The organism is Algihabitans sp., from assembly GCF_965226985.1.
Lineage (GTDB): Bacteria > Pseudomonadota > Alphaproteobacteria > Kiloniellales > DSM-21159 > Algihabitans.
The window spans coordinates 1,948,300-1,969,744 of sequence record NZ_OZ245712.1 but is presented as its reverse complement, the minus strand read 5'-3'; the positions used below and the strand labels follow the sequence as shown (position 1 = coordinate 1,969,744).

Annotated in this window: 21 protein-coding genes; 14 read left to right on the top strand and 7 right to left on the bottom strand. The window is 63.8% G+C overall.

The features are described from left to right. Nucleotides 1-38 precede the first annotated feature (38 nt). Complete coding sequence (locus ACO054_RS09095) at nt 39-197, top strand: hypothetical protein (RefSeq protein WP_421710116.1); 159 nt, start codon at nt 39-41, stop codon at nt 195-197. A 10-nt stretch (nt 198-207) separates the two neighbouring features. Next, nucleotides 208-585 carry a NirD/YgiW/YdeI family stress tolerance protein gene (locus ACO054_RS09090; protein ID WP_421710115.1) on the top strand — a complete coding sequence of 126 codons (378 nt, stop codon included), beginning with the start codon at nt 208-210 and terminating at the stop codon, nt 583-585. A 60-nt stretch (nt 586-645) separates the two neighbouring features. Here the strand turns inward: ACO054_RS09090 and ACO054_RS09085 are convergent, their stop codons facing one another. After that, nucleotides 646-1,281 (bottom strand): LysE family translocator, encoded by a 636-nt coding sequence (locus tag ACO054_RS09085; RefSeq protein WP_421710114.1) that lies wholly within the window; start codon nt 1,279-1,281, stop codon nt 646-648. A 149-nt stretch (nt 1,282-1,430) separates the two neighbouring features. Next, nucleotides 1,431-2,015, bottom strand: a complete 585-nt coding sequence (locus tag ACO054_RS09080) for a hypothetical protein (protein ID WP_421710113.1) — start codon at nt 2,013-2,015, stop codon at nt 1,431-1,433. Between the two features lie 432 nt (nt 2,016-2,447). Between ACO054_RS09080 and ACO054_RS09075 the strand changes: the two genes are divergently transcribed. Next, nucleotides 2,448-3,521 carry a glycosyltransferase family 2 protein gene (locus ACO054_RS09075; RefSeq protein ID WP_421710112.1) on the top strand — a complete coding sequence of 358 codons (1,074 nt, stop codon included), beginning with the start codon at nt 2,448-2,450 and terminating at the stop codon, nt 3,519-3,521. 51 nt (nt 3,522-3,572) lie between these two features. Here the strand turns inward: ACO054_RS09075 and ACO054_RS09070 are convergent, their stop codons facing one another. From ACO054_RS09070 to ACO054_RS09060, 3 genes are all read right to left on the bottom strand, one after another. After that, nucleotides 3,573-4,871, bottom strand: a complete 1,299-nt coding sequence (locus ACO054_RS09070; RefSeq protein WP_421710111.1) for a glycosyltransferase — start codon at nt 4,869-4,871, stop codon at nt 3,573-3,575. 49 nt (nt 4,872-4,920) lie between these two features. Continuing rightward, nucleotides 4,921-6,408: a lipopolysaccharide biosynthesis protein gene (locus tag ACO054_RS09065; protein ID WP_421710110.1), complete on the bottom strand. Its 1,488-nt coding sequence runs from the start codon at nt 6,406-6,408 to the stop codon at nt 4,921-4,923. Between the two features lie 439 nt (nt 6,409-6,847). Next, nucleotides 6,848-7,831, bottom strand: a complete 984-nt coding sequence (locus ACO054_RS09060) for a succinylglutamate desuccinylase (RefSeq protein ID WP_421710109.1) — start codon at nt 7,829-7,831, stop codon at nt 6,848-6,850. Between the two features lie 32 nt (nt 7,832-7,863). On the opposite strand from ACO054_RS09060, the gene ACO054_RS09055 reads away from it, so the two are divergent. From ACO054_RS09055 to ACO054_RS09005, 11 genes are all read left to right on the top strand, one after another. After that, nucleotides 7,864-9,429, top strand: a complete 1,566-nt coding sequence (locus ACO054_RS09055; protein WP_421710108.1) for a M81 family metallopeptidase — start codon at nt 7,864-7,866, stop codon at nt 9,427-9,429. 279 nt (nt 9,430-9,708) lie between these two features. After that, the gene (locus tag ACO054_RS09050; RefSeq protein ID WP_421710107.1) at nt 9,709-10,617 is read left to right on the top strand and encodes an amino acid ABC transporter substrate-binding protein; all 909 of its coding nucleotides are present in this window, start codon (nt 9,709-9,711) and stop codon (nt 10,615-10,617) included. A gap of 93 nt (nt 10,618-10,710) precedes the next feature. Then, a complete protein-coding gene (locus ACO054_RS09045; RefSeq protein WP_421710106.1) occupies nt 10,711-11,436 on the top strand; it encodes an amino acid ABC transporter permease in 726 nt (241 codons plus the stop codon). After that, nucleotides 11,433-12,086 carry an amino acid ABC transporter permease gene (locus tag ACO054_RS09040; RefSeq protein ID WP_421710105.1) on the top strand — a complete coding sequence of 218 codons (654 nt, stop codon included), beginning with the start codon at nt 11,433-11,435 and terminating at the stop codon, nt 12,084-12,086. The genes ACO054_RS09045 and ACO054_RS09040 overlap by 4 nt, the downstream gene beginning before the upstream one ends. Then, complete coding sequence (locus ACO054_RS09035; RefSeq protein WP_421710104.1) at nt 12,083-12,814, top strand: amino acid ABC transporter ATP-binding protein; 732 nt, start codon at nt 12,083-12,085, stop codon at nt 12,812-12,814. Before ACO054_RS09040 ends, ACO054_RS09035 begins: the two co-directional genes overlap by 4 nt. 124 nt (nt 12,815-12,938) lie before the next feature. Continuing rightward, nucleotides 12,939-14,528: an ABC transporter substrate-binding protein gene (locus ACO054_RS09030; RefSeq protein WP_421710103.1), complete on the top strand. Its 1,590-nt coding sequence runs from the start codon at nt 12,939-12,941 to the stop codon at nt 14,526-14,528. A gap of 64 nt (nt 14,529-14,592) precedes the next feature. After that, nucleotides 14,593-15,570, top strand: coding sequence for an ABC transporter permease (locus ACO054_RS09025; protein ID WP_421710102.1), 978 nt, complete (start codon nt 14,593-14,595; stop codon nt 15,568-15,570). Continuing rightward, entirely contained in the window at nt 15,567-16,520 is a 954-nt protein-coding gene (locus ACO054_RS09020) for an ABC transporter permease (protein WP_421710101.1), read from the top strand. The genes ACO054_RS09025 and ACO054_RS09020 overlap by 4 nt, the downstream gene beginning before the upstream one ends. Continuing rightward, complete coding sequence (locus ACO054_RS09015) at nt 16,520-17,542, top strand: ABC transporter ATP-binding protein (RefSeq protein WP_421710100.1); 1,023 nt, start codon at nt 16,520-16,522, stop codon at nt 17,540-17,542. The genes ACO054_RS09020 and ACO054_RS09015 overlap by 1 nt, the downstream gene beginning before the upstream one ends. Continuing rightward, entirely contained in the window at nt 17,539-18,555 is a 1,017-nt protein-coding gene (locus tag ACO054_RS09010) for an ABC transporter ATP-binding protein (RefSeq protein ID WP_421710099.1), read from the top strand. The genes ACO054_RS09015 and ACO054_RS09010 overlap by 4 nt, the downstream gene beginning before the upstream one ends. Beyond that, nucleotides 18,545-19,420, top strand: coding sequence for an N-formylglutamate amidohydrolase (locus ACO054_RS09005; RefSeq protein WP_421710098.1), 876 nt, complete (start codon nt 18,545-18,547; stop codon nt 19,418-19,420). Before ACO054_RS09010 ends, ACO054_RS09005 begins: the two co-directional genes overlap by 11 nt. 209 nt (nt 19,421-19,629) lie before the next feature. On the opposite strand, the gene ACO054_RS09000 is transcribed toward ACO054_RS09005, so the two are convergent. Both ACO054_RS09000 and ACO054_RS08995 read right to left on the bottom strand, forming a co-directional pair. Further along, on the bottom strand, nt 19,630-20,709 hold the full coding sequence (locus tag ACO054_RS09000) for an SMP-30/gluconolactonase/LRE family protein (RefSeq protein WP_421710097.1): 1,080 nt from the start codon (nt 20,707-20,709) through the stop codon (nt 19,630-19,632). A gap of 19 nt (nt 20,710-20,728) precedes the next feature. Further along, nucleotides 20,729-21,289, bottom strand: a complete 561-nt coding sequence (locus ACO054_RS08995; protein WP_421710096.1) for a DUF2490 domain-containing protein — start codon at nt 21,287-21,289, stop codon at nt 20,729-20,731. Nucleotides 21,290-21,445 lie beyond the last annotated feature (156 nt).

Sequence of the window (21,445 nt, the reverse complement as noted above, 5' to 3'; positions counted from 1 at the left end):
GCCATCGGTCCAAATCTCGACGCGAACGGAGTGACGCGATGAATGAAATGAACGAGATCAACGCACGACGCGAAAACGACGAGCAGCAGCCCATGAAAACCTGGCTGACCGAAGAGGTTCGCCTGGTGATGCCGCGTTATTGGCCGCTGCTGGCCGCCTTCGCGGCCGTGGTTCTGCTGTTTGTGGCGCTCGATTGAGGAGATGTGAATGACAAGGCGTGAAGGTATGCGCGACAGCTTCGTCAGATTTGTTCGTCCTGCGGCAACGGCCGGAGTTCTGACCGCTTTGCTGGCCGCAGTTCCGGCCGCTGCGGAGACGATCACACCGATTGGCGACGTGCAACGCGGGACCGCCGTTACGGTGCAAGGCACCGTCGAGCGCATTCTGGACGAGGATGAGTTCCGTCTGGCGGATGCCTCCGGCAGAATCGACGTCTATATCGGTCCCAACATGGTGCCGGCGAACGTGGGTGACGAAGTCACGGTGCGCGGTATCGTCGACGACGACCTCAGGCGCGACATCTATGCGCGCGAGATGGTCCTGCCCGACGGTTCGACCGTCACCTTCGACCTGCGCTACGACTGAGCCTAGCTCCAGGTCCCGAGAGTGGACCCCTGGCAGTGCTGCCCTGTCGTTCGTAGGGCGTCATGGCGGCCGGGTAAGAGCCAGGTTCAGGCCTAGTACGATTAGCAGTCCGCCGCCGAGCTTCCGCAACGTGACCGTCATGCGGTCAGAGGACGGAAGCCGGCGCGCGAGGCTGTGCGACAGCTCGATCGTCAGGAGGTCGGTGATCGTGAAGAGCACGTTGACGACCCCGCCCAGGACTGCGATCTGCGCCCAGAGAGGCAGGGTTGCGGCGGGGTCCGTGAACTGTGGCAGGAAGGCCAGGTAGAAGAGAACGGATTTGGGATTCAGCGCTTCGACGACAAAGCTGTCTCGCAGGGCTCTGCCAAGCCTTGGCTGCGACCTTTTCCGGTGAGATGCGAGAACGGACTCCGACCGTCTCAGATAGGTCAGGCCGAGGTAGATCAGGTAGGCCGCGCCGAGAAGCTTCATGACGGTGAAGAGCGCCGGCACCAGGGTCATAAGTGCCGAGAGCCCGAAAGCCGCGGCAAACACATGCCAAAGTCCGGCGACATGGAAACCGACGGCCGAGTACCAGCCGGCACGGCGGCCGAGAGCCAGCGTCTGCGCGGCGGCATAGAACAGGCCGGGGCCAGGGATGCAGGCGAAGATCGCGGAGGCCAGAAAGAAGGGGATCAGAAGATCGGCTGACGGCATGCGGAGCCCCCGGTGCGCAGGCTCGCAGGATGCCATGGCGGCTTGGGATCACGAGGGCGTCAAAAGGCCACCCGCGATATCAGGACGGGATTGCTGAGGCCACAAGTCAAACTCTGGATCTGCTGGGTACCGCCGGTCAGCTCAGAAAGTCATACAGCCTCTCGCTCGCTCTCCGGCGGAACGGCATGGCCGAGGAGCAGCTTCATGAAGAGGACCGGTGCGAACCATTCGAGACCCGGCGTCGGCCCGACCGCATAGAGAGTGGCAGCGAAGGCGATCAGGTAGAGCGCAACGGCGGTCGGGCGTTTCAGCAGATCGGGCACGCTCAGGACGACGGCTGCGGAAACGAGAAGCCAGCCGCCGATCACCAGCAGGAACCACCAATCGAAGACCGGCCCTCGGAAGACCCAGGCAACCACCGCGATATGGAGCAGATGCAGCCCAATGAAGGCGAAGTGATCGGCTGCAGTCCGGCCCTTTCGGTGATGCCAGCGTTTGGTGGTATCCGTCATGGTGCAGACCGCGCCGCCGGCGACGTCGAAGGCGATCACGCCCCCCACGACGATCTGTAGCCAGGCCATACCGAGCGATGCCAGATGAAGACCCACCAGCAGCGCGCTCGCAAGGCTGACGCCGACCACGAGCGTGGTCTCGCCGCCGGTCATGCCGGGTCCGACCAGACGATCCCAGAGTCCCGAGAGGCCGGTCCGTGGAGCAGGAAGTTGACGCGGCATCTCAGGTTCCTCGCGTATCGAACAGGTGTGTCCATAATGTCAGCCGTCGCACGAGGCTTCCATCTTGAGCGACGCTTGCCTGCGGCTGTGAGGTACCGAGCTTCGGCCCTGGCCTTTCTGGTGACGCTCTACGTAGGTCTTAGTGCTTGAAGCAGTTTTCGCGGTGCCACCACAGGAAGGCCGAACGCGGTCGCGCCCGAATCTATTTAGGCGCTAGCGCTTGGCCACTTTTCGTAATGCATCTGCGGAAGCCACTCTCTCGACCCTCCTTTTGTCTACTTTTCCGCTCACTGGCGTCGCTGACTTCGCACGCCGGGCGTTCGGGCGCGTCGGTACGGTCGCGCTAGCCTGTGGGCGTCGTGTGCCTTCAAACAGATGCGCAGCGGGGTTCCGCTGGCTGTTGACCGCTAGACAGCGAGGGAGATGCGGAACGTGCAGACGCCATTGGTAACCGTCGTGGTGACGCAGCGCGAGCGCTTCGGTGTGACTCAGGAATCGCTGGAAAGCCTCTATGCCAATACCGACGAGCCCTTCGAGTTGGTCTACATCGACGGAAAGTCGCCGCGGCGGATCGCGCGCTACCTCGAAGAGCAGGCCGAGGCTCGTGGATTCCGGCGTGTCCGTACGGAGCGCTATCTGACGCCGAACGAGGCGCGGAACATGGGCGTTGCCGAGGCGCGTACGAAGTACGTCGCCTTCGTGGAAAACGATGTGATCTATACGCCGGGCTGGCTCGGCAATCTCGTGCGCTGCGCGGAAGAAACGGACGCGGCCATCGTCGCGCCGCTGATCTGTCAGGGCTTTCCCTACCATACGGAGATCCACCACGCCGGGGGCGAGTACACGCCGCTCGATCGGATCGACGAGTTCCTGGACGACGAACGCTCAAGCGGCCGTCGGGAAATTGCCGAGAAGATGTACGGCCATGGCGAACCTCTTGAAGCCTGGGACGGACGGCTGCAGCGCCACGACACGGGCTTCTGCGAATTTCATTGCGTCTTGGTGCGCCGGGACATCTTCGACGTGATCGGGCCGCTCGACGAGGCCATGCTCTGCACCAAGGAGCATATCGACTTCTCCATGAGCGTCCGTCGCGCCGGCAGGCGCGTCGTGTTCGAGCCGACGTCGCTGGTCACCTACCTCTTTCCCAATCGTCATCGCCCGCTCGAACCTAGCGACTGGGCCTTCTTCCTGCTGCGTTGGAGCGATACCTGGGAACGTAAGAGCCTGCATCACTTTCGCGACAAGTGGCAGCTCCGCGAGACCGCTTATTTCAAGGATCGCTACCGGAACACCGGTTGGCGGCGGGTGCAGGGGGTGATTCGGCCGCAGGTTCGCCAGCTGCCGGTGATCGGTCGCAGCGATCTGTTGGTCCGGATCGCGGTTCGCCTGATCCGGCCCCTCGAGCATCTGCACAATAGATGGCACGTGGCCCGTCACGGTCGCCGAGATGCCGCCAACGACAGCTGGAGCAGCCAGTCGAGTCCTGTCGATTCGGCGGCTTAGAGCAGTCCGAGCCGCAGCTCGCGTACTGCCTCTGCCAAAGACGATCCTGTTCTAAGAGCCGGCTTGGGACGGAACGATCACCGGATTGGCGGTCCAGGCGGCGGCTTCCCGGTTGTCGGTCCCGACCTGTCGGTAGAGCTCCAGAAGCCGGTCGTTCAGTCGGTGCATGTCGTACTCCGCTTCGACCCGGCGCCGGCCGATCCGGCCGAAGGACTGCCAGAGATCCGGGGACTCCCCCATACGCGCGATCGCTTCGGCCAGCGCGTCGGCATCCCGCTCTGGAACCAGGAAGCCTGAAACGCCGTCCTCAACCAGCTCCGGGATTCCCCCGTGGCGTGTTGCCACGACGGGGAGACCCATCGCCATGGCCTCCTTCAGGGTGTTCACTGAGGCGTCCTGATCGCCGCTTTCCGCCGTGACGCTGGGGGCCGCCAGGACGTGCGCGGTCGCGAGAATATCCACCACGGCGTCATGATCCCGCGCTCCGAGCAAGCGGACCGAGGAGCCGACGGCCAAGGCGTCGATCAGCGCCGCCAGGCTGTCCCGCAGAGGGCCGTCGCCGACGATGTCGAGTTCGACCCGGCGCCCACTCTCGCGAAGCTTGGCAACGGCCCGAATCGCATATTCGACGCCCTTCTTTTCAACCAGGCGGCCAACGAAGGCGACGCGAAGAACGCCGTCGGCGGGCGCTTGCGGCGGAGCGAAGGCGAAGTGTTCGACGTCGATGCCCGAACGCAGGACGGCGATACGGTCCGGCAGGCAGCCAAGCTCGATCACCCGCTGCCGGAAGAAGTCGCAGTTGGTGAGAAAGAACTCGCCCCGCGCGAAGAGGTCGGCATAGACCCGGTCCCCTGCGCTCTTCACGAACTGGCTGATGTCGTAGCCACGGAAGTGCGTCACGATCCGCCCCTGCAGCAGCCCGGCATCGCGCAAGGCGAGGGCGGAGAGGCCAAGGTCTCCGAACTGGCAGTGTACGATGTCGAAGCTTTGGCGCGGCAGCAGGGGGATGGCCTCGTGCAGCAGGCGCAACGACAGGGCCCGGCGCCCGAAGCGCAGGGGATTCAGCAGGCGCAGGATCGCGGAGGGATTGACGCGGATGACTCTCGCGGTGCAGCGCGAGCCGCTCGACAGTCGGGCCCGCAGCGAACTGGGCACCGGTACCGCGTAACGCGTGCGCTCCAGCAGATCGTAGTCCTGAACCACGGCCTGCTCGACTCCGTCTTCGCGCGGCGGGCCCCAGAGCGAGAAGACGGTAACCTCGACACCCCGCTCGATCAGGCCGGCAAGCTGATTGAATATGAAGGTCTGCGAGACGAGCGGGAACTCGCCGGTTACGAAGGCTACCTTCATCTGGGGCACTCATGGCTGTTGTCGGGTCCGGTCATGACCTTTGCTCGGCTTATACGGTTCGGGTGCTGCCGCGCACGGCGGAGAGGGCCTGAAGACAGTCGCGCAGCGCGGCGCGGCCAATGGCAAGCATCGCCAGTGCGAAGACGCCGGCGCCAAGAACGATCTCGCTCATCAAGGCGAGGCTCTCAGGCAGGTCGCGCGCACCCGTCACCTGCCACAGGAGGACAGCGCAGGCCATGGCCCCGGTGGCGGTCGCAATCGGCACGAGATCCCGTAGCTGGCCGACGACCGCGAGCCCGGTCACGCGGCGGAACACATAGAGTTTGATCGGCCACATCAGGGTCCTTGCGGCCAGGACCGCAAGCGCGATGAAGATGAGACCAAAGGGCGCCGCTGCGGCCAAGGCGAGGGCGAGAAGCGCGAAGTTGATCAGGGCGAGATAGAGATGCCAGCGCGCATGGCCCAGCCCGCGCAGGACGCTGGTATGGATCCGGGTGAGGGCGGCCGGCACCCCGGTGAGCGCCAGGATCTGGGCTGCCGGAACGGCCTCGGCCCACTGGGGACCGAGCAGCACTGGCACCAGCGTCGGGGTGACGAGTGCCAGACCGACGAAGCCGGGCAGGGCCAGCAGGGCCATCAAACGTGAGGCGGTGCGGAACACCTGCTTGACGAGACGCGGATCGCTCTGTGCCCGTGCGGTGGTTGGCAGGGCCACCCTGGCGATGGGCTCGAGCAGCACGGACTTGAAGATCGCCGTGAGACGCAGGGCGATCTGCAGTAACCCCAGGGCTGCCGTGCCCAACAGCAGTCCGGCAAGCAGCCGTGGCAAGTTGGTGTTGGCGTAGAGCGTCAGGCGCAGTCCGATCATCGGCAAGCCGTAGCTGCGCAACTCGTCGAAGCTCCGCCTCTCGAAGGCCGTTTTCGGCCGCCAGCGAGCTGCCGGCCAGACCAGTGCCAGCTCGACCACCTTCTGACTCAGAAGCTGTCCGACCAGGCTCCAGGGGCCGTAGCCGTTCAACGCCATGCCGATTCCGACGGCGCCACCGGCCAGCAGTCCGGCGAAGGTGCGCGTGGCCAGCGGCCTCATGCGGAGTCGGCGGCGCAGCAGAGCAACCGGAACCGTTGCCAGGGCGCTCAGCAGGATGATGGGGCTCAGCACCTGCATCAGCGGTTGCGCGCGAGGATCGCCCAGAAGCTGCGCGATCGGACCGGCCGCCACGATCAGCAGCAGCGTCAGCAGCGTCGCCAGGATCATCAGGAACCAGAAGGCGGTGTCGCAATGGCGGTCCTGAAGGTCGTCGCGCTGCACCAGAGCCTCGGCGAAGGCGTCGGAGACGATCAGTTCGGCGAGACCGACAACCAGCAGAGCCAGGGCGATCAGACCGAAGTCCTGCGGTCCGAGAAGCCGTCCCAGGACCACGAAGACCGCCGCCGCGATCAGGTGCCGTCCCCAGCTTTCCAGCGCCGTCCAAAGCGACCCCCGCACCGCGCTCGTCTTCAGCCCTTTGGCGTCGCTGGAGCCCGGAGGTTTCGACAAGGGGGGCTTCGGCAAGGGGGGCTTTGGCAGGGGATTTTGCGAGACAGCTGTCACCGGGGCGTTCCATCTCCAACCGTATGCACGGACGCGTCCCGCGCGCTCGACTTGGATCCGCTAGAAACGTCGCCGGCAACGCGACCTCCCCGATCGCATTACAGCGATGTAGACCGTTGCCTAAATCTCGGGTCGTAAGCCCTTCAGGGCTCTCCTGGCTTCTTGGAGGTCGCGGCTCCGTAGATGACTGCCGGACGGTCGTACCGCCTCAGCTTGTATGCCGATTGCCGTTGCAGTCGTACGTGGACGTTAACACCTTCCCCCGGTAGCCGCACGGCGGCGCGGAGGGGGTCACGCATTTGTCCTCCGACCGCGAACTGCCTCCAACCCCGAGCTGCCTGGGGGTCCGAAGCTGGCTTCGCTGACCGAACGCCGGCTGAACCTCTTAAACCGGTGCCGTGTAGCGGCCGAGGCGGACCGCGGTCTGCCCCTTCCAGAGCCTGCGGGTCGGCATCAGCAGGACACAGTCGTCGTAGGGTGTCGTGACGGGATCCTCGCCATCGTAAGCGATGATCGTACCCGCCTTGGGGACGGTTTCGAGGCCCGTGAAGTTCTCGACGAAGCGGAAGTCGTCACTGCGGATCGTGATCGGACCGCTGATCTCTAGAACTCTCTGCGGCGCGGTTGCTGGCGGCGGTGCCAGCTTGGCCGCCGTCGCGGCATCGATGGCGTCGAAATGCAGGAGAAACCGCAGAGCGCAGTCGAGCGCCAGATCGGCCGCGCCGGCTTCCCAGTGCTGACCGCATTCGATCAGTAGAGAGGTGGAAGGAGAGGCCGGATCCTCGAAGGGGCCGTAGTCCCGCAGACGCCGCCCGGCGGCATGGCCGCCGTCGCGAACGATCACCTCGGGAATGCCGAGTCCTCTGGCCAGGGCGACGTTCTTCTCCGCCATGCCGGCCAGCGCCACCGGTGCAGAGGGTTGCTGCATGGAATGGATATCGAGCAGGTGATCGGCCGCATCGACGACCGGCCGCACGGCGCGCGCGCGGCGCAGGTCGGCGCTGTCGCGCGGCCCCTCCAGCGTCTCTCTGTCCCACAGGCGGTTGAAGTCCTCCTCGACCCAGCGGCTGGCGAAGGGGTCCGTGGGGTCGAAGTTCTGGTAAGCCTCGACGTTCATGAAGGCGAGGGTGAGGGTGCCGCGTCTCGGCCGCAGACCCTCTGAGAGCAGACGATCCAGAGCGATGGCGCCGCAGAGCTCGTTTCCGTGAACCACAGCGCTGATCAGTAGGTGGGGGCCGGGCCGGTCTGCCGAAAAGCGCCAGATCCAGTCGAGGCCCGCATTGCCCTCCCGCCAGCGTTCGATATCGGGCGGGGTCAGATCGATAGGGTAGGGATTTTCGATGGTCTCGGGCATGATCGGGTCGCTCATGTATATCTTCTACGGGACTATCATAGCGCGTCATGACCGCAGTTTCTGCCCCTCTCGCGACCTCTCCTCGGATTGCCCTCGCCGGCATTCTGCTGGAAAGCAACGCTTTCGCACCGCCTGCGCGGGAGCCCGACTTCCGCGATCGCTGTTACCTGCAAGGGCAGGCTCTTTTGGCGGAGGCGCGGGCTCCGACGTCGGTCCTTCCGCGCGAAATGTCCGCTTTCGTGCAGGCCATGGATGCGACGGGTCCCTGGACGGCGATCCCCAGTCTGCTGACGGGGTGTCAGCCTTCGGGACCTGTGGAGCAGGACTTCCTGGAGGACTGCCTCACGCGGATCGAAACGGATTTACGCGCCTCGGCTCCACTCGACGGGGTCTATCTCGCCCTGCATGGGGCGATGGTCGCCACGGAGGACTTCGATCCTGATGGGCGGATCCTGGAGCGGGTTCGCGCGGCGGCCGGCCCAGAGGCCTTCGTCGTGGCGACGCTGGACCTTCACAGCAACCTGTCGGCTAAGATGGTGGCGTCGGCCGATCTTCTGATCGGCTACTTGACCAACCCCCATGTCGACATGGTGCTGCGCGGTGAAGAGGCTGCCTTCGGACTGCGGCGTTTTCTCGCAACAGGACAGAGACCGGCCAAGGCTTTCGTCCCTCTGCCCCTGACACCGCCAAGCGTGACCCTGCTGACGGCCGAGGGGCCCTATGCCGACCTGATCGCGACCGGTCAGCGTCGGCAGAATGAGTTGGCTGGTGAGATCCTGAATGTCTCGATCCTCGGCGGCTTCGCCTTTTCCGACTCTGCCAAGACAGGTCTCTCGATCTTGGTGACCGCACGCGAAGACGGAGCCGTCGCCGAGTTGCTGGCGTTGGAGCTGGCAGAGCAGGCCTGGGGCGATCGCGGCCGGTTCCGTCGGCAGTTGACCTCTGTCGAGCGGGCCGTAGAGCTGGCCCGCGATGCTGCTGCCAATCCGACAACGCCGGCTGTGATCTTCTCCGACGCGGGGGACAACCCCGGCGGCGGCGGCGGTGGGAACACGGTTTGGCTGCTGCAGGCCCTGGTCGAGGCCGGTTGCGACGGTGTGCTGATCGGTTCCTTCTTCGATCCGCAACTGGCCGAGGAAGCACAGGCGCAGGGTGTCGGGGCTCGGTTCGAGGCGGTCTTCAATCGGCAGGGCGAAAGCGAATTCTCCAAAACCGTGGCTTTTCCGGCCGAAGTGATCGCCCTGCGCGACGGACCTGTGGTTGGCCGGCTCGGGCTTTTCGCTGGGCGCCGGCTTGAGCTCGGTGTCTGCGCCCTTCTACGGATTGTCGGTGTGGAGGTGGTGGTGATTTCCGACCGGCAGCAGACGGCCGATCCGGTGTTCTTCGAGATGTTCGGCCGCGATATCGCACAGGCGCGAGTCGTTGCCGTGAAGTCCCGCGGCCACTTCCGGGCCGGTTTCGCACCCTGGTTCTCTTCGGCTCAGGTTTATGAGGTCGACACCCCAGGCCTCACATCGCCGGTTCTGGACCGTTTCGACTGGCGGCATCTGCCGCGGCCCAGTTATCCCTTGGACCCGGATACGATTTGGACTCCACAAGTCGTCCAACTCTGATCACACTGCTGAGACCAAAAAGGGGGGACGGTCGCAAAGGCCGCCCTTTGGGAGTGCGGCACGACAGGGTCTATCCGGGGGATGTTCACCGCTCGGGCCAGATGGTCATCGGCGTGATCGGGTTCGGCTCTGCAGGCTCACCGCAAAAGGTGAGCGGTACTCTCTCTTGTTTCTGATAGTGCAGCACCTCTGTCGGAGGGCTGCGCCGTTCGCGGGTGAGGGAGCGTCTCTCCGACGCCACCCCATGCCCGTCCCTCGGATAAGGAGAGGCTTCCGAATATGTTTCGACGAACCCATTGGATCCGTCACGGCCTGCTGGGCGCCTTTGCCACGGCAGCAGTGGGGCTCGCGCCGGCAACGGCGCCGGCACAGGACCTCTACGGCACGCTCGCGAAGATCGACGAGGCGGGCGAAATCGTGATCGGCCATCGCGAGACCTCGATCCCGTTTTCCTGGATCGGTAACGACGGTCAGCCGCAAGGCTACTCTGTCGACCTCTGCCTGCGCATCGTCGACGCGGTCAAGGAGACGCTGGATAAGCCGGACCTCGAGGTCCGCTTTGTGCCGGTGACGCCGCAGACGCGTATTCCCTTGATGGCCAATGGCACCATCGACATCGAGTGCGGTTCGACCACTAATAAGCTGAGCCGACAGGAGCAGGTTGCCTACCTTCCGGTTACCTTCATCACCGGTACAAAGCTCTTGGTGAAGACAGGCTCCGGCGTCGAGACGCTTGAGGATCTGAGCGGTAAGCGGATCGCTTTGGCTCAGGGCACGACCAACGAGCGGGTGATCAAGGCGGCGATCGAGGCCGGTGGCCTGGATGTCGATGTTCTGAACGTCAAGGATCACGCCGAGGGGTTTCTGTCACTGGAGACCGACCGTGTGGATGCCTACTCGACCGATCATATCCTTCTTCTGGGTTTGATCACCCGCTCCCGCGATCCTCAGAACTACCAGGTGGTCGGCGACTTCATGTCCTATGATCCTTACGCGATCATGGTTCGGCGCGACGATAGCGCGTTCCAGCTTCTAGGGACCCGCGTTCTGGCCGATCTGTTCCGCTCCGGCGAGATCCGCGAGATTTACGCCAAGTGGTTCGAGCCTTTCCCGACCAGCGACGATGTCTCCGAACCGCCGACCGATCTGCTTGAGGCCGCTTGGCAGCTCAACGCGCTGCCGGAGTAAACGCGCTCCCGTGAGAGTCAGCCCGGCGCAGTCCGCGCCGGGCTGACGCCGCTGTTAGAGCAATTTGCTGGTCCGGTCTGACCAAGGGCGTCGATGCAATATAATTGGAACTGGGGCATCCTCTTGCAGGATCCCTATCTCGGCTGGCTGATCTCCGGCGTGGGCTGGACGCTCGCGGTTGCCAGCGCGGCCTGGATTATCGCTTTCAGTCTCGGCTCGGTCGTCGGCGTGGCGCGGACCCTGCCGAACCGCTGGCTGCGCGGCGCGGCGACCGCTTATGTCGAGCTGTTTCGCAACGTGCCGCTGCTCGTGCAGCTTTTCATCTGGTACTTCGTCGTGCCGGAGCTACTGCCCGACGATTGGGGCCGCTGGGTCAAACGCGACCTGCCGCTGCCCGAGTACACAACGGCGGTGATCGGGCTTGGCGTCTACACGGCGTCGCGGGTGGCCGAGCAGGTGCGCTCCGGCATCGAGTCGATCTCGCGCGGTCAGAGCCTGGCAGGCTACGCCAGCGGTCTCACGACGGCGCAGCTCTATCGCTACGTGCTTCTGCCCGTCGCCTACCGGCTGATCGTGCCGCCCTTGACCTCCGAGTTCCTGACCATCTTCAAGAACTCTTCGCTCGCCTTGACCATCGGCGTACTCGAACTCACCGCCCAGAGCCGTCAGATCACCGAGTACACCTTTCAGGGCTTCGAAGCCTTCACGGCGGCGACCGTGATGTACGTCGTCATCACGCTGACGGTGACTGCCGGAATGAGTCTCGTCGAGCGGCGGGCGCGGATTCCCGGCTTTATCGCCGGAGGGGCGGGACGATGAGCTTCGATCTCGGTGTGATCTTCGACTCTCTTCCGTTTCTGGCGGAGGGGCTCGCGCTCTCCTTCCTCCTGACGCTTCTGGCGGCGGCGGGCGGTATCGTTCTGGCCGTCGTCCTGGCCCTGATGCGTCTCTCCGGCTTTCCTCTGCTCGCCTTGGTCTCCGCTGGTTACGTGAATTTCTTTCGCTCGATGCCGCTGATCCTCGTGATCTTCTGGTTCTTCTTCCTGGTGCCCCTGGCGATCGGGCGGCCAGTGGGCGGCTTCTATTCGGCCTTGATCGCCTTCACGCTCTTCGAGGCGGCCTACTACAGCGAGATCATCCGAGCCGGCATCCAGTCCGTGTCCCGCGGGCAGGTCGCGGCGGGCTATGCGACGGGACTGACCTACGGCCAGACCATGCGCTTCATCGTGCTGCCCCAGGCCTTTCGCAACATGACGCCGGTGCTGCTGACCCAGGGCATCGTCCTGTTTCAGGACACCAGCCTGGTCTTCGTCGTGGCGCTGCGCGACTTCATGACGGCAACCACCATCGTTGCCCGCAACGAAGGCCGGCTGATCGAGATGTATCTCTTCGCAGCGGCAGTCTACTTCGTCATCTGTTTCAGCGGGTCGCTCTACGTCCGGCGACTCCAGGGAAAGTTCGCCAAATGATCGAGATCCAAGGCATCGACAAATGGTACGGCGACGTCCAGGTGCTGCGGTCCTGCAGCACCTCGGTCGCCAAGGGCGAAGTCGTGGTGGTCTGCGGCCCCTCCGGATCCGGCAAGTCCACACTTATAAAATGCGTCAATGGGTTGGAGCCCTTTCAGAAGGGACAGATCACGGTCGACGGGGTCGAGGTCGCCAGCCCCGCGACCGATCTGCCGAAGCTGCGGGCGCGAATCGGGATGGTGTTTCAGAACTTCGAGCTCTATCCCCACATGACCGTGACCGCCAACATCTGCCTAGCACAGGAGAAGGTGCTGGGCCGCAGCCGGGCGGAGGCGGAGGTCAAGGCGGCTGGCCTGTTGACACGGGTGGGTTTGTCCGAGCATGCGCACAAGCATCCGGGTCAGCTCTCGGGCGGTCAGCAGCAGCGCGTCGCCATCGCCCGCGCTCTGGCCATGGATCCCATCGCGATGTTGTTCGACGAACCGACCTCCGCGCTGGATCCGGAGATGATCAACGAAGTGCTGGAGGTCATGGTGGAACTGGCTCAGGAAGGCATGACCATGATGGTCGTGACCCACGAAATGGGCTTCGCGCGCAAGGTGGCCGACCGGGTGGTCTTCATGGACAACGGCGAGATCGTGGAGGATGCCGCCAAGGACGCCTTTTTCGGCACGCCGCGCAGCGACCGGGCCCAGCAGTTCTTGTCCAAGATCTTGCACCACATCTGACACGTGTTTCGGGACAGATTGGACTCCACAAGTCCGCTCAGACTGATCAGACTGCCTGCAAAGAACAAGGAGCGGTCGGAAAGGCCGTTCCGCCGGAGTGCATCACGAACAGGAGTATCAGGGGATGTTTATCCGCAAACTTGCGGCGACCGCGGTCTTGGCCGCGGCGACCCTCGGCTTTTCGGCTGCGGCCGCGGCCGAGGAACTGACGGTCGGCTTGGCGTCGGAGCCGACGTCGATTGATCCGCACTACCACAATCTGACGCCGAACAACTCCCTGGCGCGTCATATCTTCAACCCGCTGATCCAGATGGACGCCAATCAGGCCCTCTTGCCGGGACTGGCCACTTCCTGGACCGCGCTCGACGATCTGACCTGGGAATTCAAGCTGCGCGAAGGCGTGACCTGGCACGACGGTTCGCCCTTCACGGCCGACGACGTGGTCTTCACTTTCGAACGCGCGCCCAACGTCCCGAACAGCCCGTCGAGCTTCGGCATCTACATCAAGGGAAAGACGGTCGAAAAGATCGACGACCATACGGTCCATATCAAGACCGAGGTCCCGACGCCGCTGATGCCGAACGACATCTCGACCTTCTCCATCGTTTCCAAGGCTCACGGCGAAGGAGCAGCCACGGAGGACTACAACTCCGGTGATGCTGCCGTCGGGACGGGCGCCTACAGATTCGTCGAATGGGTTCCCGGCGACCGCATCGTGCTGGAGCGCAACGAGGACTTCTGGGGCGAGCAGCCCCAATGGAGCCGAATCACCATCAAGCCGATCCAGTCGGATCCGGCGCGCTTGGCGGCCTTGCTGGCCGGGGACGTCGATTTCATCGAGGGCGTGCCGACCACCGATATCGCGAGCCTGGAGCGCAACGAGGACATCACGCTCTCCCAGGGAATCTCGAACCGCGTGATCTATCTGCATCTGGATCACTTCCGGGAAAGCTCGCCCTTCGTCAAAGCGAACGGCGGCGGCGAGATCTCCAATCCTCTGCGCGACGTTCGGGTCCGCACGGCCATCTCCAAGGCGATCAACCGTCAGGCCATCGTCGAGCGGGTGATGGAAGGCGTCGCCATCGAGGCCGGTCAGCTTCTGCCCGAGGGCTTCTTCGGCGTGAGTCCCAATCTGGCGCCGGTGGCTTACGATCCCGAGGGAGCCAAGGAACTGCTTGCGGAAGCCGGCGTTCCGGACGGTTTCGAACTGACGATCCATGGACCCAACGACCGCTACATCAACGACGCGCGGATCGCGGAGGCCATCGCTCAGATGCTGACCCGCGTCGGCATCAAGACCAGCGTCGAGACCATGCCGCGGTCCGTCTACTTCCGGCGGGCGTCGCGGGGCGGTCCCGACGGGACGCCTGAGTTCTCCTTCGTTCTGGTCGGCTGGGGCGCCGGAACCGGCGAGGCCTCCTCGCCGCTGAAATCCCTGATCCACACCTACGACGCGGATCGCGGCTACGGGGCCTCCAACCGCGGGCGCTACTCCAACCCGGAAGTGGATGCCCTGATCGAGGAGGCGCTGGCCACGATCGACGATGCCAAGCGCCAGGACCTGCTGGCCGAGGCGACGGAAGTGGCCATCCAGGATGGCGCGATCATCCCGCTGCACTACCAGGTCAATACCTGGGCCGGCCGCAAGGGGATCGGCTACAACGCCCGGACCGACGAATACACGATCTTCACAGAAGTTCGTTCGGTCGAGTGAGCTTCGGCTCTCCGCCCGCCCGGCCGTTCTGGCCGGGCGGGCTCTTGCCGTATAAGAGACAGACTTGTCCGTCTTCATAATCCGCCGGCTGCTGCAGAGCCTGCTGGTCGTCTTCGTCATGTCGCTGTTGGTCTTCTTCGGCGTCAATGTGGTCGGCGATCCCGTCGACATGCTGGTCAACCCGGAAATGAGCCAGGCCGACATCGAGGCGACGGTGCGCGCCCTCGGCCTGGACCGGCCGATCCACGAGCAGTACTGGCACTTTCTCAGCAACGCGCTGCAGGCCGATCTCGGCAGGTCCTTCATCTTCGGCGAGCCGGCGCTCAAGCTGATTCTCCAGCGGATGCCGGCGACCCTGGAGCTGGCCTTCGTGTCCCTCGTCCTTTCCGTCGTGATCGGACTGCCGCTCGGCGTCTATGCCGGTCTGAAGCCGGAAAGCCGGGTGAGCCGCACCATCATGGCGGGGTCGATTCTCGGTTTCTCTCTGCCGACCTTTTGGGTCGGGCTGATGTTCATCATGATCTTCGCCGTGGTGCTCGGGTGGCTGCCTTCCACCGGTCGCGGCGAGACGGTCGAGGTGCTGGGCGTCGGTGTCAGCTTTCTCACGCTCGACGGTCTATCCCATCTCCTGCTGCCGGCCTTCAACCTGGCGCTGACCAACATTTCCCTGGTCATCCGTCTGTCCCGCGCCGGGACCCGTGAAGTGGCACAGCAGGACTACGTCAAGTTCGCGCGCGCCAAGGGCCTGTCGTCCCGCCGGATCATCTTCGTTCATGTTCTCAAGAACATCATGATCCCGGTGGTCACGGTCCTGGGGTTGGAGTTCGGTGGTCTGATCGCCTTCTCGGTGGTGACCGAAACGATCTTCGCCTGGCCCGGCATGGGCAAGCTGCTGATCGACAGCGTTCAGAATCTCGACCGGCCGGTCATCGTCGCCTACCTGATGATCACCGTGCTCTTCTTCATCGTGATCAATCTCGTGGTCGATCTTCTCTACTCGCTGCTCGATCCCCGAGTACGGCTTCAGGATGTGAAGGCATGACGACCGTCACCGACCCCACACCGGCGGAGACCTTGCCGGGAGACCTGGACGCCGGGGCCGAGGAGCAGGCCGCACGGCAGACTCCGTTCCGGCGCTTCTGCCGCGATTTCTTCGCCAGTCCGGTGGCCACCGTTGCCTTCGTGGTGCTTTGCCTCGTTCTCTTTATCGCCCTCTTCGCGCCCTGGGTCAGTCCGACAAACCCCTACGATCTGGCGGTCGTGGATGTAATGGACAATCGCCTGCCGCCGGGTTCCACCAGTTTCGACGGCAGTATCACCTATTGGCTGGGAACAGACGGGGCCGGACGGGACGTGCTCAGCGCGATCTTCTACGGCCTGCGCACCTCGCTGTTCGTCGGTGTGGCCAGCGGGCTGATCGCCTTGCTGATCGGCAGTTCCATCGGTCTGGCCTCGGCCTACTACGGCGGCCGGGTAGACAGCTTCATCATGCGGGTGGTGGATATCCAGCTCAGCTTTCCGGCGATCCTGGTCGCGCTGATCCTGCTGGCGGCGCTGGGGCAGGGCGTCGAAAAGATCATTCTGGCCCTGGTCGTTGTACAGTGGGCCTACTACGCCCGCACCGTACGCGGAACGGCGCTTGTGGAGCGCGGCAAGGAGTACGTGGAGGCCGCGGCCTGCCTGGCCTTGCCGCCGAGGCGTATTCTCTTCCGGCATCTACTCCCGAACTGTCTGCCGCCCTTGATCGTGGTCGGTACGGTGCAGACGGCCTCCGCCATCGCGCTGGAGGCGACCTTGAGCTTCCTCGGTCTGGGCCTGCCGATCACCGAACCGTCGCTGGGACTGCTGATCGCCAATGGCTTCCAGTACATGATGAGCTTGCAGTACTGGATCAGCGTCTTTCCCGGCGTTGCGCTGCTGATCACCATCGTCAGTATCAACCTGGTCGGCGATCAGCTGCGCGACGTACTGAACCCGAGGTTGGAGCGATGATGCCGGACCCGATCACGGCGCAAGCGGGCGTCGCGGAAGGTGCCGGCACACCTCTGCTCGCGGTCGAGGGGCTGCGGACGCATTTCTTCACCAAGGCCGGGACGGCGCGTGCCGTGGATGACGTGAGCTTCACGCTGCGGCGTGGTGAAGTCATGGGGTTGGTCGGGGAGTCAGGCTCCGGCAAGTCGGTCACCGGTTTCTCCATCATGGGGCTTGTCGATCCGCCGGGCCGCGTCGTCGGCGGCCGTGTCCTGTTCGAAGGCAAAGACCTGACGCAACTCGATGAGGAGAGCCTACGTGGGCTGCGCGGCGCGCGCATTGCCATGATCTTCCAGGACCCGATGATGACGCTCAATCCGGTCCTACGCATCGACACCCAGATGATCGAGACGATCCAGGCCCACGAGCGGGTCGACCGCGAAACCGCTCGGCAGCGTGCGCGCGACGCGCTCGGCCGGGTGGGTATTGCCGCAGCGGACGAGCGCCTGCGCGCCTATCCGCACCAGTTCTCGGGCGGCATGCGTCAGCGCGTCGCGATCGCCATCGCGCTGTTGAATCGGCCGGAACTGATCATTGCCGACGAGCCGACGACGGCGCTGGACGTCACCATCCAGGGTCAGATCCTGCATGAGGTCCAGAGCCTCTGCCGCGAGACCGGCACCGCGCTGATCTGGATCACCCACGACCTTTCGGTGGTGGCCGGGCTCGCCGACCGGGTCGCGGTGATGTACGCCGGCAAGATCGTCGAGCAGGGGGAGGTGGATGCGGTGCTCGACCGGCCGCGGCATCCCTACACGGCGGGACTGATCGGATCGGTCCCGACGCAGAATCGCCGCGGTGCGCCCTTGGCACAGATCCCTGGCATGACGCCCTCGCTCTTCTCCTTACCGCCGGGCTGCCCCTTTGCGCCGCGCTGTCCGCGCGCGGACAGCGCCTGCGCCGCAATGCCCGAGACGGAAACCCTGCCGGACGGACGGCGGCTTCGTTGCCACCACCCGCATCAGGAAGGGGGCGAGACATGAACGGGCCGCCGATCCTCGCTCTGGAGACGGTCTCGAAACGCTTCGTCAAGCGTCTGGACTTCGCGGGCAAGATCGCGCGCAAGCTCGGCGCTGCGGTTCGGGAGGAAACGGTCTACGCGGTCGATGACGTCAGCTTCGCCATCTCGGAAGGGGAAGTCGTCGGGTTGGTCGGCGAGTCCGGTTGCGGTAAGTCGACCCTCGGCCGCGTCGTGGCCGGCCTGCACAGGGCCAGCGAGGGCACCCTGCGGTGGCGGGGGGAGGCGGTGTCCGGCCTGTCGCCGGCCGATGCCAAGGTCTATGCGCTCGCGGTGCAGATGATCTTTCAGGATCCCTTCGCCTCCCTGAACCCGCGCATGCGGGTCGCCGAGATCATCGGCGAGGCGCCGCTCTATCACGGGCTTTGGAGCAAATCGGAGGCCGACGACCGTCTGGCTGCCACCATGCGCCGGGTCGGCCTCGATCCGAGCTATCGCCGCCGCTATCCCCATCAGTTCTCCGGCGGCCAGCGTCAGCGGCTCGGCATCGCCAGAGCGCTGGCCGTGGAGCCGAGCTTCATCGTCTGCGACGAAGCGGTGGCTGCCCTGGACGTGTCGATCCAGGCCCAGGTGCTGAATCTCTTCATGGAGCTGCGCCGCGACCTCGGGCTGACCTATCTCTTCATCAGTCACGATCTGGGTGTGGTCGAGCATATCGCCGACCGCGTCGTGATCATGTACCTGGGGCGGGTGGTGGAGATCGGCGAGACGGAGACGCTCTTCTCCGCGCCCAACCATCCCTATACCCAGGCACTGCTCGCAGAGGTGCCGCGCATCGACCTACGGCGGCGCACCTACACCCCGGTCAAGGGCGAGATCCCTTCGCCCCTGGACCCGCCGCCTGGCTGTCACTTTCATCCGCGCTGCCCCCATGCAGGACCGCGTTGCTCTGTGGAGGTGCCGGCCCTGAAGCAGGTTGCCCCCGGTCGCTGGTCGGCCTGTCATCTTAACGACGGCGGGGTCGGACATGCCGGCTGAGGCCTGGACCCCTGTCGAACTGCTACCGACGAGCGGCCAGCCCGTTCCGCTTCTGCTCGACAGTCCCCACAGCGGGAGCCACTACCCGGCGGACTTCGGCTATGCCTGTTCGCTGGATCGGCTGCGGCAAGCCGAAGACATGTATGTCGACGAGCTTTTTGCATCAGCGCCGGCGCAGGGCGCTCCTTTGCTGCGGGCGCACTTCCCGCGCAGCTACATAGATCCGAACCGGGGCCTGGAGGACCTGGACCCGGAGCTGCTCGACGGGGAGTGGCCGCTGTCCACGCGCCCAGGCGAGAAGACCCGCCTCGGTGTGGGATTGATCTGGAGCCGGCTGCGGGGCACGACGCCGATCTACAGCCGCAAGCTGAGCGTCGAGGAGGTGCATCGACGGATCGAGCGCTGTTGGAAACCCTATCACGCGACGCTCGAACGTGAGGTCGAACGGTTACACGCGGCCTTCGGTTGTTTGTTCCATCTCGACTGTCATTCGATGCCTGCCAATGGCGATCCCCGGATCGACGGCCACAGTGAGCCGCGTGCCGACTTCGTGTTGGGAGATCGCGACGGCACGGCCTGCTGCGAGGCCTTCACGGCTCGGGTCGAGGCCTATCTCAAAGGATTGGGGTACGATGTCCGGCGCAATCTGCCCTACAAGGGCGTGGAACTGGTGCGCCGCTACAGCGATCCGTCGAGGGGCCGGCACAGCCTCCAGCTCGAAATCAATCGACGCCTCTACATGGACGAAGAGACCTTCGCGAAAACGGACCGCTTTTCTCTGCTGCAAGCGCAACTCGACGGACTACTCGCCGACTTGACGGTTTTCGCGGGCGATCGGTCCGCTGCTCACTCGACTGGCTCCTGAACCCTAGGGCCGGCCATTGATCGAGCGTGGTCGGAGAGAGACAGGTCGCGGTTGTAGAGATTTCCAGTCTGCGCCGTTGCATCCTGGCCCACAGCAAAGCGTGGCATTGGCACGGCTCTGGCACCTGCGGCCAGCTATCTAAAGCAGACTCTGACGATCACGGACTTCAGGACGTTTGACCATCACGTTCCAGGACCAACCCATTCAGCCTAAAGCTGATATCCATCGATTGCCAACCGTACGCGGTAAACACTCGTACCAGCGGTAATATAAAGCACATTACTGTCCTCTCCACGACCAAAGCCGACATTGGTGGGTTTTTCGTCGCCGGTTGAAATGTAAGCCAGCTCTTCACCAGCGGGAGAGAAGACGATTACGCCCTTTCGCTCACCGCGAGTTGTCGTATAGAGATTACCCGCTACGTCCACGGCAATGCCGTCGGAGCCGACGTCGGGGTAGAAGCGCACGAATTCATGCTTGTTGCTAAGCGATCCGTCTTCACTAACGTCGAAGGCCCAGATGTTGTGCGGGGAAACCGTTAGCGGCGGTTGGTCACCACGTACCGATGCAAAGTCAAACGTACCTACATCAATGTTGGAGACATACAGAGTCTGCTGATCAGGGGAGAGCACGATACCATTTGGCGCCCCGGCACTGTCGACAACACGGGTCACCGTACCGTCTGGATCGAGGCGATACACGCCGCGAAAGGGTTGGTGCATGGGTTCGTGACCCAGGAACCGAGGATCAGTAAACCAAATCCGCCCTTGGGCATCGATCGTCAGGTCGTTGGGGGAGTTCAGTGGCTGGTCGTTGTATTTACCCGCGATGATGTAACTGCGACCGGAGTTCATATCCGTTCGTCCGATCGCCCTAAGGCCAAAGTCCGCCCCCATAGCGTAGTACATGTCGCCACTGGTATCGAACGCGATGCCATTCGCCATCCCGCTTGGGCTGCGGAACAGCGTGGTCTCGCCGGTGTTCGGGTCATGGCGCCAGATGTTCCCGGCTTGCTGCTGATTCGTGGCAGGATCTGTGCATAGAAACCCGAAGGTGATCTCGCTGAAGTAGATCGTGCCATCGGGCGCAGATACGACACCTTCGGTCGTGCCGCATCCACCACTCCAAACCAATTCAACGTCTTCACCAGCAGCGATGATCTCCAGGCTACCCGTTGGGGCCGGGAAGTCCAGCGGCTCTGCGTAGGCTGGAGCAACAGCAATGAGAAGCCCCAGAAAAGCGCCAAATCCTGCGAAAGTGCGCGTCAAGGCGCCAGCTGTTGCGTCCATGGGTGGTGACTTCCTGTCCTCAGTTTAGGCTGTAGGTGAAGAGCAGACTGATGTACTGAAAATCGGCAGCTGCGCCGCGCGCTTCCGTGTGCGTCGCCCAGGCTTCCAGATTGATCTCTTCGATCAAGTCCAAGTTGACGCCAAAGGCGTACTCGACCGAAGAGACTTCCGCTTCATTGACGTCGTAGAAGGGTTCGACGAAACCGAACGGACTGATAGAACGGACCCCTGCGATATCGAAAGCGCGCTGAAGTCTGAGATTTGGTCGATAGCGCCAGCCGTTCTCCACATCACGGAACCGATATTCGGCGCGGGACCGGTGAGACGCGATCCAGCTATTGCCGAACGGGAAGTTCAAATAGGCTTCCAGTCGGACCCGCTGATCCCTGGGATCCGGTCTTGTTGCCGTGCCGTCCTGCCAAAGGCCGAAGTACCCTAATCCGAGGCCCAGTGTCTCGTTCGCTGTATAGCGCAATCGCACCAACGCGAGCTGCGGATCGAGATCGCCGATGAGCTGCGATCCGTAAGCGGTAATGTCGAAGGCCTCGTCGATTTGATAGGCGATGCCGAAGACCGGCATGAAAGACCGGTCTGTCTGGTTTGTTACCGGGCTGACTGGCTCAACTTCCTGAGCGAGGCTTGTGCCGGCACAAAAGACGAGAAGGGCTAGCCCTAAGACACATTTCCCTGATTCAAACATAAGTAACCATCCGGTTGACCTCTGCTCAACCGTATG